The sequence below is a fragment of the Pedobacter sp. PF22-3 genome, assembly GCF_026239555.1.
In the GTDB taxonomy this organism is placed as follows: Bacteria; Bacteroidota; Bacteroidia; order Sphingobacteriales; family Sphingobacteriaceae; genus Pedobacter.
In genome coordinates this window covers 54,861-75,554 of record NZ_JAPIVP010000001.1, presented here as the reverse complement: position 1 = coordinate 75,554, position 20,694 = coordinate 54,861, and the positions used below count along the sequence as shown (strand labels likewise).

General features: G+C 37.6%; 15 protein-coding genes and 1 other RNA gene. 8 read left to right on the top strand and 8 right to left on the bottom strand.

What is annotated here, in order from left to right:
* Nucleotides 1–119: 119 nt before the first annotated feature.
* The gene (locus tag OQX63_RS00330) at nucleotides 120–488 is read left to right on the top strand and encodes a response regulator transcription factor (RefSeq protein ID WP_265848906.1); all 369 of its coding nucleotides are present in this window, start codon (nucleotides 120–122) and stop codon (nucleotides 486–488) included.
* Between the two features lie 3 nt (nucleotides 489–491).
* Here the strand turns inward: OQX63_RS00330 and OQX63_RS00325 are convergent, their stop codons facing one another.
* The 3 genes from OQX63_RS00325 to OQX63_RS00315 are packed head-to-tail and all read right to left on the bottom strand — an operon-like array spanning nucleotide 492 to nucleotide 1,853.
* The gene (locus OQX63_RS00325; RefSeq protein WP_265848905.1) at nucleotides 492–1,298 is read right to left on the bottom strand and encodes a mechanosensitive ion channel family protein; all 807 of its coding nucleotides are present in this window, start codon (nucleotides 1,296–1,298) and stop codon (nucleotides 492–494) included.
* A gap of 21 nt (nucleotides 1,299–1,319) precedes the next feature.
* Nucleotides 1,320–1,472 carry a hypothetical protein gene (locus tag OQX63_RS00320; RefSeq protein ID WP_265848904.1) on the bottom strand — a complete coding sequence of 51 codons (153 nt, stop codon included), beginning with the start codon at nucleotides 1,470–1,472 and terminating at the stop codon, nucleotides 1,320–1,322.
* A 12-nt stretch (nucleotides 1,473–1,484) separates the two neighbouring features.
* Nucleotides 1,485–1,853, bottom strand: a complete 369-nt coding sequence (locus OQX63_RS00315; protein ID WP_265848903.1) for an STAS/SEC14 domain-containing protein — start codon at nucleotides 1,851–1,853, stop codon at nucleotides 1,485–1,487.
* 138 nt (nucleotides 1,854–1,991) lie between these two features.
* Between OQX63_RS00315 and OQX63_RS00310 the strand changes: the two genes are divergently transcribed.
* Complete coding sequence (locus OQX63_RS00310; protein WP_265848902.1) at nucleotides 1,992–3,110, top strand: alpha/beta hydrolase; 1,119 nt, start codon at nucleotides 1,992–1,994, stop codon at nucleotides 3,108–3,110.
* A 103-nt stretch (nucleotides 3,111–3,213) separates the two neighbouring features.
* Here the strand turns inward: OQX63_RS00310 and OQX63_RS00305 are convergent, their stop codons facing one another.
* Nucleotides 3,214–3,984, bottom strand: a complete 771-nt coding sequence (locus OQX63_RS00305) for a Ku protein (protein ID WP_265848901.1) — start codon at nucleotides 3,982–3,984, stop codon at nucleotides 3,214–3,216.
* 217 nt (nucleotides 3,985–4,201) lie between these two features.
* Here OQX63_RS00305 and OQX63_RS00300 point away from each other — a divergent pair, with 217 nt between their 5' ends.
* A complete protein-coding gene (locus tag OQX63_RS00300) occupies nucleotides 4,202–6,472 on the top strand; it encodes a glycosyltransferase family 4 protein (protein ID WP_265848900.1) in 2,271 nt (756 codons plus the stop codon).
* 194 nt (nucleotides 6,473–6,666) lie between these two features.
* Here OQX63_RS00300 and OQX63_RS00295 read toward each other — a convergent pair whose 3' ends face one another.
* Nucleotides 6,667–8,133, bottom strand: a complete 1,467-nt coding sequence (locus tag OQX63_RS00295; RefSeq protein ID WP_265848899.1) for a glycoside hydrolase family 130 protein — start codon at nucleotides 8,131–8,133, stop codon at nucleotides 6,667–6,669.
* Between the two features lie 146 nt (nucleotides 8,134–8,279).
* Here OQX63_RS00295 and OQX63_RS00290 point away from each other — a divergent pair, with 146 nt between their 5' ends.
* The gene (locus OQX63_RS00290; protein ID WP_265848898.1) at nucleotides 8,280–9,380 is read left to right on the top strand and encodes a sensor histidine kinase; all 1,101 of its coding nucleotides are present in this window, start codon (nucleotides 8,280–8,282) and stop codon (nucleotides 9,378–9,380) included.
* On the opposite strand, the gene OQX63_RS00285 is transcribed toward OQX63_RS00290, so the two are convergent.
* Nucleotides 9,366–10,469, bottom strand: coding sequence for a metallophosphoesterase (locus OQX63_RS00285; protein WP_265848897.1), 1,104 nt, complete (start codon nucleotides 10,467–10,469; stop codon nucleotides 9,366–9,368). The genes OQX63_RS00290 and OQX63_RS00285 overlap by 15 nt on opposite strands.
* 90 nt (nucleotides 10,470–10,559) lie before the next feature.
* Between OQX63_RS00285 and OQX63_RS00280 the strand changes: the two genes are divergently transcribed.
* Both OQX63_RS00280 and OQX63_RS00275 read left to right on the top strand, forming a co-directional pair.
* Entirely contained in the window at nucleotides 10,560–11,516 is a 957-nt protein-coding gene (locus OQX63_RS00280; RefSeq protein ID WP_265848896.1) for an alpha/beta hydrolase, read from the top strand.
* Between the two features lie 59 nt (nucleotides 11,517–11,575).
* Entirely contained in the window at nucleotides 11,576–12,778 is a 1,203-nt protein-coding gene (locus OQX63_RS00275) for a DUF763 domain-containing protein (RefSeq protein ID WP_265848895.1), read from the top strand.
* A 325-nt stretch (nucleotides 12,779–13,103) separates the two neighbouring features.
* On the opposite strand, the gene OQX63_RS00270 is transcribed toward OQX63_RS00275, so the two are convergent.
* A complete protein-coding gene (locus OQX63_RS00270; RefSeq protein ID WP_265848894.1) occupies nucleotides 13,104–14,570 on the bottom strand; it encodes a glutamate synthase subunit beta in 1,467 nt (488 codons plus the stop codon).
* Nucleotides 14,571–14,573: 3 nt separating this feature from the next.
* The gene (gene gltB / locus OQX63_RS00265; RefSeq protein ID WP_265848893.1) at nucleotides 14,574–19,073 is read right to left on the bottom strand and encodes a glutamate synthase large subunit; all 4,500 of its coding nucleotides are present in this window, start codon (nucleotides 19,071–19,073) and stop codon (nucleotides 14,574–14,576) included.
* 424 nt (nucleotides 19,074–19,497) lie between these two features.
* Here gltB and ffs point away from each other — a divergent pair.
* Nucleotides 19,498–19,597: signal recognition particle sRNA small type (gene ffs, locus OQX63_RS00260), an RNA gene on the top strand.
* 91 nt (nucleotides 19,598–19,688) lie between these two features.
* Nucleotides 19,689–20,348 carry a fructose-6-phosphate aldolase gene (gene fsa, locus OQX63_RS00255; protein ID WP_175633162.1) on the top strand — a complete coding sequence of 220 codons (660 nt, stop codon included), beginning with the start codon at nucleotides 19,689–19,691 and terminating at the stop codon, nucleotides 20,346–20,348.
* The last annotated feature ends 346 nt before the right edge of the window (nucleotides 20,349–20,694 follow it).

Below are 20,694 nucleotides of genomic sequence, written 5' to 3'. Positions count from 1 at the left end.
CTTGCAAATTAACGAATATAAAGCCTAATTTTAGAATGTCTCTAATTTGACAAATTCGGATTTGAGATTTGTTTTTTATTATATATTTGTTTTGAATTTAAAAAAAAATCATTTAAACTTTGGCAAAGAAAAATATTTTGGTAATCGAAGATAACCATGCAATCCTTGATGTTATAACTCTTATTTTAGAAAGCGAAGCCTTCAATGTTGATGGATTAAACAAAGGCGCGGATTTTATTAATCATGTTCGGGAATTTAATCCAGACGTAATAATTATGGATATAATGCTTCCTGACGTTGATGGAAGGGTACTTTTAAAGGAACTTAAAGATGCTGAAGCAACGAGGGATATTCCGGTTTTAATGATTTCTGCCCGTTACAATGCAAGTAATTATACAGTTGATGGACTAGAGGCAGATGACTTTATGGCCAAGCCTTTTAATATTGATGAGTTGATGGATAAGATTTATGCTTTGTTAAAAAAATAATTTTTATTCTGTCATACCCGGTAATTTTACTCCTCCCAGTTTTAAGTTTTTCATTAGCGTTTCTAAAAAAGCAAGTTTAGTATCTGTAAAACCATGGGCATTTACCCAAACATTTAAATTTGCTTTAAAGCCGTTATCCTCTAAACTAGATACACCAATCCTCCGTTCGGGTGTTTTTAAACAGGCACTAAATTCATCGACTGTTTTACTAAAAATGGAAACAACCTGATCGTAGTCGATTCCGTAGCTAAATTTAATTTCTATATCCAATCTTCTAGTGCCTTCCCTACTGATATTGATAATCACTTCATTGGATAATTTACTATTAGGAATAACCACGGTTCTGTTATCAAATGTTTTAACAATGGTGTAAAATATTTGAACGGAAGCTACTGTTCCTTCCAGGCCTTGAGCAATGATATTATCTCCTACAACGAAAGGCTTCAGTAATAAAATCAACACGCCGCTCGCGAAATTCTGCAGTGTACCTGATAAAGCTAAACCTGCCGCAACACCAATACCACCAATAAGGACCGTTAGAAAAGTAAGCTGAATACCAATAACCTGCATTACTGTGAGCACGAGTGAAACACGTAAGGTGATGAGTATTAGACTAGTTAAAAAAGGTCTTAAAGATGGATTGATATCCCTGCGGTGCATGCCACCCTGCATCCATTTTCCCAACAGCTTAATGAGCCATAAGCCTAAAATGAGCAGCACTATACCTAAAATTACCGATGGACCTTTATCAATTACCCAATCGTAAGCTTTATCATAAAAACGGTTAGCATTACCGGCATCAATCTTCATAATGGTATTCACTGTATTGTATTATTTCTCTTTTTGTTTGGTTGACTTGCTTTTGGTTACATCTACTTTCTTGGCGTCTTTAGCTGATATGATTTTATTGTCAGCACCTTTAGCTTTTGAATTTTTCGGCGCAGTAGCCTTGCTACTTTCTGCCGACGTTTTAGAATCTTTCATATTTTTAAATTGTTAATCTTCAGCATTGAGCCATGCTTTGGCTTCTTCTATCTCTTCGGGTTTAAAACCTTTTGATTGTCCAGGAGTAGCTATGGTGAAAACATCAGTAAACCATTCTACTCCTTTTTCAGCGCTTACCACTGCAATTTTTTTCCATTTATTGAAGTTTTGTAAGCCTGCTTTAACATCTTGTACCCATGCTCCCGCAGTAAAATTTTTTACATCTGTTTCTAATACCAATAAATATCTAATTTCCTTAAACCGATCAGCGGTTCTTTTCAAGCCTGTTAATAAAACGCTTTTTATATCATCACTGGTAACTTCTCCGGTGGCTCTAACGCCAAAAATATGATCTGGCAATCCTGTAATTTCTGTTAGCATAATAATTCGTTTAGTTAACAACATATTAATCTGCAAAGAAGTTTGCGCTTTATATAAATTCTGAAAAGTTGTATGAATCATAGAAACACTTGTATCAATAATTATGTTATAATTCCGTATAAAAAATAAAATAATCCTATGAAAAATAACCTGTTAAAGCCGATTATTCTGGCTTGCGGAACGGCCTTCTTGCTTTCAGCCTGTACTGGAGGAACAAAAGACACCACAGCTACAGATTCTTCCATGACTGATTCTACGCAACTGGCATCATTAAAACCTGCTGGCCCTGCACCAGAATGGGGAAAAACCATAGAGCCTGAAATGCAGGTCGTAATAGAAAAATTAAGCAGTTATGGAGATAAACCGATAGAAACTTTGAGTGCTGCTGATGCGCGTAAAAATCATACACCAACCGATGCCGTAATGGATTTGGTAAAACAAAATAACGCTGTTATTCCGGCTGCTAAGGTAGATACCTCCGGTAGGGATATTGACGTTGAAGGAGGTAAAATCCATTTACGCATTTATACCCCCAAAGCAGGAAACGGACCTTATCCACTTATTGTTTATTATCATGGTGGTGGTTTCGTCATTGCTAATTTAGATGTGTATCATGCATCAGCGCAGGCTTTAGCTGAACAGGTTGGTGCAATTGTAGTTTCTGTAGCTTATCGTTTAGCTCCTGAAAACAAGTTTCCTACAGCCCATAACGATGCATTTACTGCTTATGAATGGGTAGTAAAACATGCAGTAGATTTGAAGGCCGATCCAGCGAAGATTGCTGTAGTGGGCGAAAGTGCAGGCGGAAATTTAGCTGCAAACGTATCTGTTATGGCGAGAAATAAACACATCATGCTCCCTGTACACGAAGTACTGATCTATCCTATTGCTCAGGCAGATATGAATACAAAATCTTATAAAATGTATGCAAATGCCAAGCCATTGAACAAAGCAATGATGAGCTGGTTTATGGAAAAATACCTGAATAGCACGATTGAAGCACAGGATTCCAGGATATCACTAATTAATGCGGATTTAAAAGGACTTCCTTCAACAACTATTATTACTGCCGAAATAGATCCTTTACATGATGACGGCGTAATGTTAGCCGATAAGCTGAAAGCGGCCGGGGTAAAAGTTGAGACTAAAAATTACGAAGGTGTAACACACGAGTTCTTTGGGATGTCGCTTATTGTACCCGAGGCGAAAGCCGCACAGACTTATGCTGCTGACCAATTAAAAGCTGCTTTTAAATAAATAAAAGCTGCATTGAAGTGTTTTTCACTTCAATGCAGCGCTGTATGGCACTGAGTGAAAAGCTTTAAAAACTCATAACTGATAACCGCAAACTGATTGCTGCTTAAGCTCCTTTTTTGGAACCTAAACTCTGCATCAACTGATCGTATAAATCATCACTTGAGGCTTTTTGAGGTTTCATCTTTTTAACTGTTGCTCGTTTTCCTTTGGCCTTTGCCTTAATAATTTTCAATAATTCATTGCTGTAATCATCTTTAAAAGTACTTAGGTCAAATTTTGAGCTATATTGTTTAATCAGCGCCAATCCCACATCCATTTCTTTTTTGGTAATGCTGATATCATCAACCTTATTGATTTCAGATAAGCTCCTTATTTCCTGATTAAATCTAATTTTTGTGATGACAATAACATCTTCCATGGGATGAATCACACAAAGATTTTCAGTATTCCTTAGCACAAACCTGGCCACACCGGCTTTGCCAGATTTTTGTAATGCTTTCAACAATAAACCATAAGCTTTTCTTCCCTGTTTTTCAGGTTCTGTATAATAAGAAGTTTCGTAATAGATAGGATTGATATCTTTTATATCAACAAAATTCTCCAACTCGATAATCTTAGTTTTCTCAGGTGCAGCCTCTTCAAAATCGTGCTTATCCAATATTACATACTTGTCTTTTAAAAAGTAGCCTTTCACAATTTTCTCATAAGGCACCTCTTTGTGCGTATTTTCATTCACCCTCAAAAATTTAATCTTGGCATGATCGCGTTCATCGAGCATATCTAGATCGAGGTTGCTGTTCTGGACACCGGAAAACAACTTAACCGGAATGTTGACCAAACCAAATCCAATCGAACCTTTCCATATTGATCTCATAGCTAAACATTTAAATATTTATCTATTAAACATGTCTCTAAAACTTATTGTTTTGAGTTTATTGACAGCAAAACGGCCAAATAACAAACTATTTAAATTATATAATGTTGTTTAATCATAACCTTATTGAAATACTTGTGAACCATCATGCTTTTTCAAAGTAATTGAGGGAAAAAAGAGATCATGATTGTAATTACAATTGAAAACATTTAAAAAGATGAAAATAGCCTATATTTCTACCTATCCGCCCCGTGAATGTGGCCTAGCTACCTTCAATCAAAATCTGGTTAATGCTTTAAGCTTAAATCCCACTTACGATGCCAACAAGAGTTTTGTAGTTGCGATGAATGAGTCGGATGATGTGAATGAACATCAATATCCAAATGAAGTAAAATTTGTTATCCGACAACAAAATCAGCAAGATTACCTTGAGGCAGCCGATTTTATCAATAACAGTGATGTAGATACTTGTATTATTGAACACGAATTTGGCATATATGGTGGTAATAGTGGTGTGTTTTTACTTTCACTAATTAACAGGTTAAAAAAGCCGTTCATTACTATTTTGCATACGGTTTTAAAAGAGCCGAATTTTATGCAGCAAACCATCATCAAGGAGATTGCATCTAAATCGGCGAAACTGGTGGTAATGAGCAAAAAAGCGGTAATGTTTTTAACCAGCATATATCAGATTCCCAAAGTATCTATTCAATTGATAGAACATGGTGTTCCGGATTTAGAACCTATCGTAAATAATCAAATTGCACAGAGTGAATTATTTAGGGGTAAAAAAGTACTGTTTACATTTGGTTTGATCAGTAGAAATAAAGGTTTAGAAACTGTAATCAAGGCTTTACCGGAAATTGTAGCTAAACATCCTGATGTTTTATATATGATTTTAGGCAATACCCATCCTGGCGTAGTAAAACATAATGGCGAAGAATATCGCGACAGTTTGAAAGCACTGGCAAAGGATTTGGGCGTGGAAAAAAATATTGTTTTTGTTAATAAATTCGTTTCGGAAGAAGAACTTCATCAGTATTTAACCGCATGTTGTTTATACATTACACCTTATTTAAATGAAGCCCAGATTACCAGCGGAACTTTATCATATGCTATTGGTGCCGGTGCGGCGGTAATTTCTACTCCATACTGGCATGCACAAGAGCTATTGGCCGATAATAGAGGTAAATTATTCGATTTTAAGGATCACCATAAACTTGCTGCAATTGTTAATGATCTTTTAAGTGACAACGATAAATACCAGGAACTGAAAAAAAATGCTTACGAATATGGATTAAATCTGCGTTGGCCAGCTATCGGAAGTATTTATCTTAATGTATTGAATGAGGCACTATCCGCTGAGGTTAAAGCACAAAGAACGATTCCGCCGATTATAGATGTGGAAGGAATGCCAGCATTAAATTTAAACCATATTGCCTTACTCACAGATGATACTGGGATAATTCAACATGCACGTTTTGGGATTCCAAATTTAAAAGAAGGCTATTGTATTGATGATAATGCAAGGGCATTAATTATGTCTTTAATGGCTGTTGAGCAGGATAAAAACAAAAGGGCTTTGGCTCTTATGCCAATATACCTCAGTTTTATCCAATACATGCAAACAGAAGATGGAAATTTCAGGAATTTCTTAAGTTTTAACCGGCAATACTTAGATGAAGTAGGCTCTGAAGACTCTTTCGGAAGAACCATCTGGGCATTGGGGTATTTAGTTTCAAGTGCCCCAAATAATTCCTACCGTGAGTTTGGGCGCGAATTGTTTTCTCATTGTATAAAACATTTTAAAGAACTTAAATATTTAAGAGGAAAGGCTAATACGATTATTGGTTTATCTTATTACTTAAATGCACATCCCGGAGATGAGTTAATCAGCCAGGAAATTAATATGCTTGCGGATGCATTAGTGGCTTCTTATAGAGAAAATAAAGATGGCGACTGGCACTGGTTTGAAGATATTTTGACCTATGATAATGCCATTTTGCCGCTGGCGTTGCTTCACCATTATGAAGCTACCGGAAACAAAGAATCGTACCAGGTTGCTATGGAGAGTATTGCGTTTTTAAATAGTTTTTCTTTTGAAAATGGATACCTGAATCCTGTTGGAAATGCTGGCTGGATGAAAAAGCATGGTGAAAATCCGATTTATGATCAACAAGCTTTAGAAACAATGGCCATGGTTCTACTGTATGCAAAAACCTTCGAGATTACGAAAGATGATCGATATCTGAATTTGATGCATATGAGCTACAAATGGTTCTTAGGCGAAAACAGCCTTCATATTCCTTTATACGATTATGAAACCAATGGTTGTGCGGATGGATTGCAGTTTAATAGTGTAAACAGGAACCAGGGTGCAGAAAGTACATTGGCCTATTTCATCTCGCATCTGGCTATTTTGAAAAGTGCCGAAATGGAATATGAAACGTTGTCCTCACCGTTACTGGAGGCAAATAAGATTAGCTAGGCTTAGACTATCTTTGAAATATTAAAGCTGATTCGATATAAATCAGCTTTTTTTGTGCATGAACTTTTTTGATCAGTAAAGGCAGAAGCCATCCCGTTAAATACCTTTGATATTGAATAAGATGACTTCAGGATTTAATTATAATGCAATCTACACTAAAGGATAGCACAATTGGTAAGCGCAGTATATAAAATCTAATTATTTTCTAATAGCCTGTTTAACAGCAATTCTAGATTTACAGTAGCAAATGATGAGCTATAATCTGATAAGCCATAAGGTATAATCAATTCACCATTACTAATAATTGATCCACAAGAATAAACCACATTTGGTACATAGCCCTCCCTTTCATCATTATTAGGGATAATTAAAGGCTCTTTTAAATGGCCTATTTCAATATTCGGGTTTTCCAGATCCAATAAACTTACCCCAATGCAATATCTTCTCATTGGTCCAACTCCGTGTGTAATTACAAGCCAACCTTTTTCGGTTTCTATAGGCGAACCACAATTGCCAATTTGCACCAGCTCCCAATCGTAACGGGGTTGCTTTAAAAGAATAGGATTTTCCCATACATTTACCTTATCAGAAAACATCAGGTAATTGTTCCATCCATCTATCCGGCTCATCATCACATATTTTCCATTAATTTTTCGAGGAAATAATGCCAGATTTTTGTTCTGTGCACCATCTCCATAAAGCGGGATTACTTTAAACTCATAAAAATCTTCGGTTTGGACGAGTTTAGGGATAATTAAAGAGCCGTCAAATGCAGTATAGGTAGCATAATATAATACTTTGCCATCATCTTTAATAAATTTCACGAAACGCGCATCTTCAATACCTTTACGTTCAAATTCTGAAATAGGGAAAATTACACGATCAGAAATATCCGTATCTTTTGAAAAAGTAATGGTATGGTAAGTATCTGATAACCAAAGTATTTTATCGTACTCCATTAGCCGAGATGGATTTTCTTTGTATAAACTTTTAGAGTCTTTAATGATATTGCTTAAACTGGTGTATTCAAATTTATCATCAAGTTTCGATTCAATTTCTTCTAAAACAGCAGGATCAATCTGTGCATAAGCCGCCTTTTTTAGGAATAATTTCTTTACATAAATAGCATTTTTTACAACCTCAGCCTCATCAACATAATTACCAACAGGTAAAACCTGGATATTATTATTTTTATCGATTAAAGCGCGGCGAAAGACGATTGAAGAAATGTGCCCCTCGCCTACAGCCCTGAAGCTGATAATTACTCTTTTTTCGCCTTCAACCAAATCAGTCTGATCAGGATCATCCACAATGCTCGGATTAAAAAATGCGGCTGATTCTATTGAATATTCATGTGTAAAGTAAGCACCAATCAACAACCTGGTGTATTCATCAATGTCTTCAAATGATGTGCCTAAGGCCGTAAATTGTTTTTTTAATTTTTTACAATGTCGGGTTAAGATTTTGGTGATATTCCGGTGTCTTTTAGAATATTCTTGTAAAATGGGCGATATCAACGAAAATACTTTTTCATCCGAAAATTCTAAAACTTTTCGGATTACCTCTAGTGCTCTCTCCTCTCCATTAAAAAAAAAACGGGCAATAACTCTCTTCGTATCTGGGTTTACCTTAACAGGTTTACGTTCTATGTATAATCTCATTGTTTATCTGTTTTTGATGGTAGTTTTGATGCTTTCTGCTTTATAATCTCCAATCTTATAATAACTAAATTTAACGCTTAATTGTTTATGGTATTGTACATAATTTCTACCTTTAGCTATTCATCTATCTATTAACTGTACCACAAATGCAATACGAAAAAGCAGAACAAGATATTTATTCAAACGAAGCCATGCGTTTGAAAAAGCTGTATAATTATGAGATTTTAAATACCCCTGCCGAAAATGCTTTTGACCAGATTTCGCAATTGGCTGCCGAAATATTTGATGTATCATTTGCCGGGATCTGCTTTGAAGGCAATGATTGTTTTTTCTTAAAATCAGAGATTGGTGGATCTGCTTTAGAAATTATTCAGGATCAGGACAGTGGCAGGTTTGCTTTTTTTGCTTCAGTGCCAATCGTATCGCCTGACGGTTATCAAGTTGGTCTGATTTACGTGGCTGATACGACAGCTAAGCCCATTGAAGACAGGCAGTTAAAAATGCTACAGCATTTAGCTGATATGGTAGCGGAAAAATTGGAGTCCAGAATGGCGATTAGAAGAACTTTAAGGGCTTATGATGATCGTTTACATGTGCTTGTTCATGATCTGAAAAATCCAATGACGACTATTACACTTCAATCTGAATTGCTGGGGCGCATTCCCGGTATTGACGACAAAACATCTTTAATTGCCGGAAAGATTAATGCGCAATCGAAAAAAATGATTGACAATCTGAATGGTATTTTGAGTGCTGCCCGGAAAGAAGCAACCTCATTTAAACCTAAAAAAGATAAAATAGATCTAAATCAGATACTGGAAGAGGTAAAAAAAGAATTTACACTATCGTTTGAACGCAAAAATCAGACAATTCTAATTGATATTCAGGAACCTGTTGAGGTTTTTGCTGATCCTGATAAAATCGCAATGGTTTTTAGTCAGTTGATAGATAATGCGATCAAGTTTTCGCCAATAGGAAATGAAACTATTATTACTAGTAAAATAACTGATAATGAGGTAACTGTTGCAATAAAAGACAATGGAGTGGGTTTAACTGAAGAAGATTTAGAAAAAGTTTTCTTGAAATTTGTCCCGCTAAGTTCGATAAGCACTAATCGTGAGAATAGCTATGGATTGGGATTAATTGCCGCCAATGCACTTGTTGAGATTCATAAAGGTAAGTTATGGGCAGAAAGCAATGGTAAAGATTTAGGCACTACTTTCTACGTCGCATTACCCATCAAATAGATTTAAATCTGATAAATCATTGATTTTCATTTCTTCCAATAAAATCCTTTCGGGTATGTTATTTTTATGGTATGACCATTTGATCAGTCTGATAAAACCATCAGCTATTTCGATACCCGTGATATCGCCATCACTAAAACAACAGCACCCACTGTTAAAATAACCTGGCTTGTATTTGCCGAAAAGTGGTGCTTTATCTCCTTCTTTTATACGTTTGTGAAGTTCGGCATTTAAAAAAGCAAGATCAGTGGCATTTTTCTCTTCCTTGGCTTTGTTTAGTTTTAGGTAAATCCTTTCAAGGTGTGTTAACGATGCAAAAACGGGTTGGTGCGTGTGCCCGGTAATTAAAGCGATATTTTTTTGGTTGATGACCCAATCGTACATCAATGTATTGTGCACTGTTTTAAGCTGATTGTCGTAAGCAGGTGTATTTAGGTTAATCTGAAGATACGACTGAAGTGGTGCCCATATGGTACTTACAAACCACTTACTAGACCAGTTTCCATCACTCTGTAAGTCGCCTTGGTGTCCGTGGGTGAGAAAAATATCCAGTTTGCCTTCTTTTACGGTCATTCTTAATATTGCTCCTTCATAAATACGAATGACTTCTCCATATATCCTTTTCAGGTTAAATTGTGATAAGGGATCGTTGTCCCAATACAAATCGTGATTGCCAAATATTTTAGTGAAATGATTTTTATCAATAAAAGCTTTCTCTGCTTCGAATGTTTCTTTGTTGTGTTTGATTACTGATTCGAGTAGATTCTCCCAAAGCTCCTCGCTATCACCCAAATTTATGTAATGGAAATCCTGTTGGCTATAATATTCGAGTGCCCTTAGGTAATTCTTTTCAGCTAAAGCGAAATCGTCAGCATCATCGCGGGCACCTTTATGTTGATCTGATAAAATGATGAATTTGTCAGTATCGGTAACTTCGAAAATCAGTCCCCGTTTTCCAGGGCTGAGGTTAATAGTCTCATAAAGTTTATTTAAAGCCTCATGGATGCGTTTACGGTTGGGGTTTGAGCCAAACTTATTCGACATGCGAATAATCCAGGCACTTAGTAAACTTTGTAAAAATTTTCGCATTAAATCTGGTGCTGCATTAAAGTTTAAACTTAACAAAATATAAATTCAAACGTTTCATCAGCGGCTAAACTATTCCATATATTTACCATAATGAAATTTTTAACCTTAATTTTTATATGCTATTTTACCGCAAGTCAGGCGCAAAAAATACCTGCTGATACTTCATTCAGCATCTATTCTACTTATGTTAAAGAAAAAAAGAAGCGCCCTTACATTACTATTGCCTACCCATTAGAAAAAGGTGATTTTAAAGTCAGCCGCAATATTGTTTATGCCAAATATCCAACAGGGAATTTATTGCTGGATGTAATTTATCCAAAGAAATCTAAAAAACTAACACCCGCAGTTTTATTTGTTTTTGGTGGTGGCTGGCGTTCTGGTAATCGTGCGCAGAACATTCCGATGGCTCAAAAAATGGCTCAAAACGGTTATGTGGCCGTTACTACTGATTATCGCTTATCTACCCACGCAAAATTCCCGGCAGCAGTTTATGATTTGAAAAATGCAATAAGATGGATAAAAGCAAATGCGGCACAATTTAATATAGATACCAATAAAATTTCGGTAGCCGGATTTTCTGCCGGCGGACAATTGGCTGCTTTAGTTGGCACAACTAACAATGATCCTCAGTTCGAGAAGGAAAAAATAAATAGCCATAGTAGTCATGTTCAGGCTGTAATTGACGTAGATGGTATACTGGCTTTCGATCATCCTGAATCTGCTGAGGTAAGTACAGATCCCAACCGGAAATCTGTTGCGGCGATTTGGCTTGGGGCAGATTTAAAAGAAAATCCGGCGGTATGGTATAATGCCTCAGCGTTAAATCATGCCGGACAAAATACCGTTCCAATGCTATTTATCAATAGTTCTACAACCCGATTTCATGCCGGTAGAGACGATTTAATTGCAAAAATTAAAGCTTTTGGCATCTATTCAGAAGTTCATACCCTGCCTGATACACCTCACCCCTTTTGGTTATTTAATCCCTGGTTTGAGGAGGTTTCCAAAATAATGATTAAATTTTTAGATCAGCAGTTTAAAAATTAAATTTAACCTGGTGCAAACTATCTTTCAATTTAATATTTTTTTTACTAAATTTGTTAGTATTGAAAAGATCAGGAAGCGCAGATTTACCCTTACATTATGGCCATGTACCACCTTGGTTGGCACAGCGTATGGCCGCACTTGGCCTGGCGATAACAGAAGCTATACTTTTGGAGTATGGTAAAGCAGAAGTGATACGTCGGTTAAGCAGTCCGTTTTGGTTTCAGAGCTTGGGTGCGGTAATGGGAATGGACTGGCATTCTTCAGGAATTACCACATCAGTAATGGGTGCGTTGAAGAAATCGATAAATCCCATATCTAAAGAGTTGGGAATCTACATTTGTGGAGGCAAAGGCAAGCACAGTAGGGAAACACCCAATGAACTTTTAAAAATTGCGGATAAAACAGGTTTAAATGGTACAGAATTGGTTCGGGCTAGTAAACTCAGTGCAAAAGTAGATAATACTGCCATTCAAGATGGATTTCAACTGTACCTCCATAGTTTTGTTTTAAGTAATGAAGGCGATTGGGCAGTAGTACAGCAAGGCATGAGCGATAGTAGCGCAACAGCGAGAAGATACCACTGGCATTCTGAAAATCTAAAATCTTTTGTAGAAGAGCCACATACAGGTATCTGTGGCATTAACCAAGGTCAAATCCTGAATTTAACGGCTAACAATGCTGACCAGACAAGGCAAAGTATGATGAGTATTACAGCTGAATCGCCCATACGGATGCTCGATGAAATACAAAAGTTGGTATTACCCAATCATCATGATGTGAAAGCAAAAGATGTAGATTTAAAACGTTTAGGAAGTATCTTGTGGCTGGCACAGGAAAAACAGCCAAAAGACTTTGAGGAACTGTTATTATTGGAAGGCATGGGTCCAAGAACTTTACAATCTATGGCTTTAGTGAGTGAGGTGATTTATGGCACACCTTCCCGCTTTACTGATCCTGCACGTTATTCTTTCGCGCATGGTGGTAAAGATGGTCACCCCTTTCCTGTTCCCGTAAACGTTTACGATGAAACAATAAGTGTTTTACAAAAGGCAATAGAAAAGGCGAAGATTGGCAATACCGATAAACAACAAGCGATAAAGTCACTTCATCAAATTACCCGCAATGCTGAAAAAGACTTTATACCGAATATGGATTTTGAAAAAGTGATTCAAAAAGAACGCGCTGAAAGCTGGAAATATGGTGGTAGAACAGTTTTTGGGAAAGAAAAGCCACTGAGAGATGAACAATTGAAGTTGTTTTAATTTTTGTTTATAACATATCGTTTATTCTTACCATCATTCCGTCCTGTCCGTAGAGTTCCGAAGGGCTCTACGGATTGTAGAATGAATAAGAGTCTCAGACTCGTGCTTGCTGAGTTTAAAACTCATCCCTATTCCCAATCCGTAGAGACACTGCGCTTAACTCTACGGACAGTATATGACAGCATATGTTCTCTTGAAGTGAAAACGATAGAGAATATTTTATTCTATAAAATCTATTTCTATTACTAGATAAGTTTCATAGTATAAAGCAAAAAAAAGGTCGTGGTTTTCACCACGACCCAAAAAATATAAATTTAAAACCTATTTAAGCATATGCTACTGCATCTTTAGATGCTAATTTAGTTGCGCCCATTAAGTATTCATCTACCTTGCGGGCAGCTTCTCTACCTTCTGAAATGGCCCAAACCACTAATGATTGTCCGCGGCGAACATCACCAGCAGCAAAAATCTTCGCAATATTAGTTTGGTATGTATGTTCAGATGCCTTCACGTTTCCACGATTATCTAACTCTACACCTAGTTTTTCAATTAAACCTTCTTTTTGAGGATGTAAAAATCCCATTGCCAGTAATACCAGTTCACATGGAAGATCCCTCTCGGTACCCGCAACTTCTTTGAATGTAATCGGACGCCCGTTCGCATCAATCTCCCACTCCACATCAATTACTTTTAATGCTTTAAGGTTGCCTTTTTCATCAGCAATAAAGTTTTTGGTATTAACGGACCATGCTCTTTGTGCACCTTCTTCATGAGAAGAAGTATTTTTTAACAACATTGGATAATTTGGCCAAGGCATATGCTCATTGCGTACCTGAGGAGGCATTGGCATAATCTCAAATTGTGTAACTGATTTCGCTCCATGACGGTTTGAAGTACCAATACAATCAGATCCGGTGTCACCACCACCAATTACAATTACATTTTTACCTGTAGCCATAATATCTTCCGTTTCAACAGCTCTGCTTGCTACCCGTTTATTTTGTTGTTTCAAAAAGTCCATTGCAAAATGCACACCTTTAGCCGAACGACCATCAATGGGTAGATCGCGTGGAATAGTTGAACCACCTGCCAATACAATCGCATTAAAGTCGCGCAACAAAGTACCTATTTCTACATTTCCGCCTACATTGGCATTGCATTTAAAAATGATGCCTTCTTCTTTCATCAAATCAATACGGCGATCTACTACATTTTTCTGTAGTTTAAAATCAGGAATACCATACCTTAATAATCCACCCGGGGCATCATCACGTTCGAAAACCGTAACTTCATGTCCAACTTTATTTAACTGAGCAGCAGCAGCTAAGCCTGCCGGACCTGAACCAATTACGGCAACTTTTTTACCCGTTCTGATTAAAGGTGCTTTAGCTTTGATAAATCCCTTTTCGAAAGCAATTTCAATGATGTGCTTTTCAATTTCTTCGATAGACACTGGTGGCCGGTTGATGCCTAATACACATGCTGATTCGCATGGGGCTGGACAAATCCTACCGGTAAATTCTGGAAAATTATTGGTGCTTAATAAAATATTGGTCGCTAGTTCCCATTTACCCTGATAAACGGCATCGTTAAATTCTGGTATCACATTACCCAATGGGCAACCTGATTGGCAAAAAGGTACGCCGCAATCCATACAACGGGCAGCTTGATTATTTAATTCTTGTGGAGGTAAATTATTTAAAAATTCACCGTAATGTTTTACACGTGTTGCAGCCTCTTCTCTGGTGGGTGCAACTCTATCGTATTCTTGAAATCCTGTTACTTTTCCCATGGCCTAGTGTGTTTTTACTTGTTGGTTACGTTTGCTTAATACTGCTTTATATTCTTTAGGGAATACTTTTACAAAATGAGCAGATTGTGTTTTCCAATCACTTAAGATAAACTCCGCTACTTTACTATCCGTTAAGCGGATATGCGTTTTAAGTAAAGCTAAAATACGCTCTTCATCTTCTGCCTGCAGTGGATCTAAATCAACCATTTCTTTATTGCATTTGCGTTCGAAAGATCCATTGGCATCATAAATCCATGCTACACCACCGCTCATCCCTGCAGCGAAATTACTGCCGGTATCACCAAGAATCAGTACTTCACCACCAGTCATGTATTCACAACCGTGATCGCCCACGCCTTCAACAACGGCTGTTGCGCCTGAGTTACGTACAGCAAAACGCTCACCTGCTTTACCACGGGCAAATAGCTCACCAGAAGTTGCTCCGTAAAGAGCCACATTACCGATAATAATATTCTGCTCAGGGATAAATGTTGAATTTGAGAAAGGATAAATAGCTAATCTGGCACCTGATAATCCTTTACCTACGTAATCGTTTGCTTCACCTTCTAATGATAACGTTACCCCACGGGTATTGAAAGCACCGAAACTTTGTCCGGCAGAGCCAACAAATTTAAAGTTGATTGTATCTGGCGGTAAACCAGCGCCTAAATGAACTTTAGATATTTCATTTGATAACATGGTACCCAATGCACGATCAGTATTTTTTACCTCAAAGCTGGCAAATACAGGTTCGTTATGATCAATAGCAGGTTGTGCAGCAGCAATTAACTGATGATCTAAAACCTGATCTAAACCATGGTCCTGACTTTCTGTGTTATATAGGGGCAAACCATTTTCCTCTGCTTTATATAATATGGCCGATAAATCAAGATGTTTCAATTTCCAGTCTTCAGTAGGCAGTTCGCGTACTTTTAAAATATCAGCCTGGCCGATCATTTCGTGGATGGTTCTAAAACCTAGTTCAGCCATAATTTCACGTAATTCTTCAGCAAGGAAATAAAATAAGTTTACCACATGATCTGCATCGCCGGTAAATAGTTTTCTTAATTCCGGATCTTGCGTAGCAACTCCAACCGGACAAGTATTTAAGTGGCATTTGCGCATCATGATACAGCCTGAAGTTACCAATGCTGCTGTAGCAACACCCCATTCTTCAGCACCTAATAATGCTGCAATCGCGATATCCCTGCCTGTTTTAAGCTGACCATCTGTTTGCAACACGATACGGTTACGCAATTTGTTTTTAACCAAAGTCTGGTGTGCTTCTGCTAAGCCAAGTTCCCAAGGCAAACCAGCGTGCTGGATAGAAGTTAACGGCGAAGCACCTGTACCACCATCAAAACCTGAAACTAGAATTACATCAGCATGTGCCTTGGCCACACCAGCTGCTATAGTACCTACGCCAGCTTTAGATACGAGTTTAACATTGATCCTGGCTGCGCGGTTGGCATTTTTAAGATCGTAAATTAACTGTGCTAAATCCTCGATCGAATAAATATCGTGGTGTGGAGGAGGCGAAATTAAACCTACACCCGGCGTAGAGTGACGAACTTTTGCAATCCAATCATCTACTTTGTGTCCAGGTAACTGGCCACCCTCTCCTGGTTTAGCGCCCTGAGCCATTTTAATCTGTAACTCATCAGCATTGGTTAAATAATAACTCGTTACACCAAAACGTGCAGAAGCAACTTGTTTAATTGCTGAACGCATGCTATCGCCATTTGGCAATTTGGTATAACGCATTTCATCTTCACCGCCTTCTCCGGTATTGCTCTTGCCGCCGATACGATTCATGGCAATTGCCAATGTAGAGTGCGCCTCGTGAGAGATTGAACCGAAAGACATGGCTCCTGTTGCAAATCTTTTTAAAATTGCCTCGGTTGATTCTACCTCATTTAAAGGTACTGACGGACGGCTATAGTTAAATTCGAATAATCCGCGGATGGTATAAGCCTGCTGTGTTTGCTCATTCACCAACTTAGAGTATTGTTTGAAGATATTATAATCGTTTTTGCGTGTTGCGTTTTGTAACAAGTGAATGGTTTGCGGATTAAACAAATGCGCTTCACCTTTACGACGGAATTTATAGGTTCCACCTGCTGGCAATAAGTTTTCGGTTTGTGTTAGCGGGCCAAAACTACGGTGGTGTTTAATTAAAGTTTCTTTTGCAATTTCATCCAGGCCTAAACCACCAATACGTGAAACTGCACCTGTGAAATAAGTATTCACAACTTGTTTATTTAAGCCTAAAATCTCAAAAATCTGTGCACCCTGGTATGATTGCAGGGTTGAGATACCCATTTTAGAGAAAATTTTAAGCAAACCGCTATTTACGGCGTAGATATAGTTTTTAGTAAGTCGTTCTGCTGATAAACCAGATTCTTGCTGAAAACCATTAATCGTTTCTAAAGCGAGATAAGGATTTATTGCCGTAACACCAAAGCCTAATAAAGTAGCGAAGTGATGTACTTCCCAAATATCGCCAGCTTCTATTACAATACCTACAGCACCACGGTATCCTTTACGGATTAAATGATGGTGTACTGCCGAAACGGCCAATAAAGAAGGCATTGCAGCATGTTCAGAATCGATAGCCCTATCGGTTAATACAATCACCTGGAAACCATCCTCAACCGCATCAACCGCATAACGGCATAAACGGTCTAAAGCTTTAGCCATAGCGCCTGGTTTACCATCGGCCCTGAAATAAGTTTGTAAAGTTTTGGCCTGGAAAACGCCAGTATCAATACTTCTTAATTTCTCTAATTCCTGGTTGGTTAAAATAGGATGTTTAATAGCCACACAGTGTGCCTGTTTTGGTGTTTCTTCCAGCAGGTTACCCATGCTGCCCATAAAACTGGCCAAACTCATCACCACTTTCTCCCTGATTGGGTCAATTGGTGGATTGGTTACCTGTGCGAATAACTGCTTAAAATAAGAAGATAAGTGTTGTGGACGTTTGGATAAAATAGCCAATGGTGTATCAGTACCCATCGAACCGATTGGCTCTTTGCCTTCAATAGCCATTGGTTTAAGCAAAAGATCTATATCTTCCCTGCTGTAACCAAAAACCTGCTGATATTTGAAAATAGATTCAGTTGATAGGCCGGTAAACATTACACGCGGCTCAGGTAATTCTTCTAAGCGGATCTGATATTGATTAATCCAATCGCCGTAAGGGCTTTTGCCACAAACTTCTTCTTTAATTTCGTTATCGCTGATAATCCTGCCCTGCTCCATATTTACTACGAACATTTTGCCAGGGGTTAAACGGCCTTTTTCGATTATCGTGCTCTGGTCGATGGCTAGTGCACCAGCTTCAGAACCCATAATTACACGGTCATCAGAAGTAATGGCATAACGCGAAGGACGGAGACCGTTACGGTCTAAAGTAGCGCCAATTAATTTACCATCAGTAAAAGCAATGGCCGCAGGTCCATCCCATGGCTCCATTAAAGTGGCGTGGAATTCGTAAAATGCCTTTTTTACAGGATCCATATCTTCGTTGCCATCCCATGCCTCTGGCACCAGCATCATTAATACATGAGGCAGGCTTCTTCCAGAGTGAAGTAATAATTCAATAACATTATCTAAACAGCCTGAATCTGAGTTGGTTTCATCAATTACAGGCAATAGCATATCCAATTCTTCTGGTGTAAAGTAAGCAGAAGCAAAAGATTTAACACCCGCCCTAAACCAGTTTAAGTTTCCTTGCAAGGTATTGATCTCACCATTGTGTGCAATAAAGCGGAATGGTTGAGCCAGTCTCCATGATGGGAAAGTATTGGTTGCAAAACGCGAGTGCACCAAACCTAAAGCAGAAACCATGCGCTTATCGGTAAGATCGGTAAAATAAGTACGTACCTGTAATGAAGTGAGCTGACCTTTATATATAATGGTTTGGGCAGAAAGCGAAACAATGTAAAAATCTTTACCGCCATGAACGGTATTTACGATCAGTTTGATCAGATAATTTTTAAAGATATAAAGTTTACGTTCGAAATCTGCACCTGGTGCTACCGCGTATGGACGGGCAATAAATACCTGCTCAATTTCTGGTTCAACAGAAAGAGCCATATTGCCGATATCTGTTGTGTTAACATCAACTTTTCTAAAACCTAAAATTTCCAGGCCCAGCTTTTCAGCTGCACGGTAAATCAGTTCCCTGCATTCTTCTCTGGATCTGATATCCTTAGGCATAAATAACATACCAACACCATAATTATTGGTTTCTGGTAGGCTAAAACCCGCTTTTAAACATTCGTCGTAAAAAAATTCGTGAGGAATCTGAATCATAATACCTGCGCCATCGCCTGTATTTGGTTCTGCTCCACATGCCCCTCTATGATCTAGATTCTCTAAAATAGTAAGTGCATCAGAGATGATTTGATGCGATTTCCGCCCTTTCACATGTGCAACGAACCCAATACCGCAGGCATCGTGTTCAAATTGCGCATCGTACAATCCACTGTTTGGTTCCATTCTTTGCTCGTTAGTTGTTAGTGTATAGGAAACACTAAGATATGAAAAAGATATTTTAAATTACAGAGTTGATAGGATTTTTGGAAAATTTTTAGTTCTTATGTAATTTAAAACGTTTAAATTGAAATAATGGTAATAATAATTATATAATTTTACAAAATGTATAATAGTAATATTTAGCTGTAAATTCACTTTTTTGCGCAAAAATTGAATATAAATCGTTTTAATTTTATCTTAAGATATGAATGGTTTATTTGTTTATTAATGTATAGTTTTAAACTTTCGGCAAAGCGCTTTTTTATGTGTAAGCTGAAAAATACACACTTTCATTTTATTGATTTACTAATCAGCCACATAGCTTAAAAGTGAAAAAAAATGCAAAAATGCATTTTGCGAAACAACTTCTTTTTCTACCTTTGTGGCCGGGCAAGTCTTTTACGACCAGCTCCCTTTGAACTCCCCCAGGGTGGGAACACAGCAAGGGTAGAAGGTTGTAGCGGTGCGATAGAAGGTGCTTGCCCTTTTTTTACCCCCTTAATCCCCTGAAGGGGGGATACTAAATTCTTCAGGGGTTCTAGCAGCAGAACCTAATAATCATTTTAAGAATTTATAAACATGAAATTTTTTATTGACACAGCAAATCTTGATCAAATCAAAGAAGCGCAAGATCTTGGCATTTTAGATGGCGTAACCACCAACCCTAGCTTAATGGCTAAAGAAGGTATTACCGGTGATGAAAATGTAATTAACCATTACAAAGCAATTTGCGATATTGTTGACGATAATGTAAGCGCAGAAGTGATTTCGACCACTTTTGATGAAATTATTAAAGAAGGTGAAGCACTAGCAGCTTTAAACCCGAAAATTGTAGTTAAAGTTCCAATGATCAAAGATGGTGTTAAAGCCATTAAATATTTCTCTTCAAAAGGAATTAAAACAAATTGTACTTTAATTTTCTCAGCCGGACAGGCTTTATTGGCAGCGAAAGCAGGAGCTACTTATGTTTCTCCATTTTTGGGTCGTTTAGATGATATTTCCAGCGATGGTTTAGTTTTAATTGAAGATATCAGAACAATTTTTGATAACTATGGATATGAAACTCAAATTCTAGCGGCATCAATCCGCGGACCATTGCACATTGTAAACTGTGCTAAACTAGGTGCTGATGTAATTACTGCACCATTAGCAGCTATTGTTGGTTTATTAAAACACCCATTAACCGATAGCGGTTTAGCTACATTCCTAGCCGATCACGCTAAAGCAGCGGGTAAATAGTTTTAAAAGTCGAAAGTCTTGAATCCTAAGTCTTGAGTCGGGTTTCCGGTTTAAGACTTGGGATTTTTTGTTTTATGGATAATGTAAGATGTATAATAGGCAAATAGCAGGCTACATCTCCAGTCTTCCCTGTTTCATTTTACATTCTTTCTGCTATTAAGAAGTTAAGTCAAGGCAATTAAGATTTTTATTGGCGCTTGCTATGGCAGGTTACATCATCCCTTTTCCCTCTTACATTTTCTATTTTTTCTACCATTAAGGAAGTTAAGACCATTAAGATTTATTGGCGCTTGCTATTGCCGATTACATCTTCCCTCTCCCATTTTACATGTTTTTTTTTGGAGAG

What these genes read in the sequence shown, in the direction of transcription:
- OQX63_RS00325 (WP_265848905.1), bottom strand. Translation starts at nt 1,298, where the DNA reads ATGAAGATTGATGCCGGTAATGCTAACCGTTTTTATGATAAAGCTTAC.
- OQX63_RS00320 (WP_265848904.1), bottom strand. Translation starts at nt 1,472, where the DNA reads ATGAAAGATTCTAAAACGTCGGCAGAAAGTAGCAAGGCTACTGCGCCG.
- OQX63_RS00315 (WP_265848903.1), bottom strand. Translation starts at nt 1,853, where the DNA reads ATGCTAACAGAAATTACAGGATTGCCAGATCATATTTTTGGCGTTAGA.
- OQX63_RS00310 (WP_265848902.1), top strand. Translation starts at nt 1,992, where the DNA reads ATGAAAAATAACCTGTTAAAGCCGATTATTCTGGCTTGCGGAACGGCC.
- OQX63_RS00305 (WP_265848901.1), bottom strand. Translation starts at nt 3,984, where the DNA reads ATGAGATCAATATGGAAAGGTTCGATTGGATTTGGTTTGGTCAACATT.
- OQX63_RS00300 (WP_265848900.1), top strand. Translation starts at nt 4,202, where the DNA reads ATGAAAATAGCCTATATTTCTACCTATCCGCCCCGTGAATGTGGCCTA.
- OQX63_RS00295 (WP_265848899.1), bottom strand. Translation starts at nt 8,133, where the DNA reads ATGAGATTATACATAGAACGTAAACCTGTTAAGGTAAACCCAGATACG.
- OQX63_RS00290 (WP_265848898.1), top strand. Translation starts at nt 8,280, where the DNA reads ATGCAATACGAAAAAGCAGAACAAGATATTTATTCAAACGAAGCCATG.
- OQX63_RS00285 (WP_265848897.1), bottom strand. Translation starts at nt 10,469, where the DNA reads ATGCGAAAATTTTTACAAAGTTTACTAAGTGCCTGGATTATTCGCATG.
- OQX63_RS00280 (WP_265848896.1), top strand. Translation starts at nt 10,560, where the DNA reads ATGAAATTTTTAACCTTAATTTTTATATGCTATTTTACCGCAAGTCAG.
- OQX63_RS00270 (WP_265848894.1), bottom strand. Translation starts at nt 14,570, where the DNA reads ATGGGAAAAGTAACAGGATTTCAAGAATACGATAGAGTTGCACCCACC.
- gltB (WP_265848893.1), bottom strand. Translation starts at nt 19,073, where the DNA reads ATGGAACCAAACAGTGGATTGTACGATGCGCAATTTGAACACGATGCC.
- fsa (WP_175633162.1), top strand. Translation starts at nt 19,689, where the DNA reads ATGAAATTTTTTATTGACACAGCAAATCTTGATCAAATCAAAGAAGCG.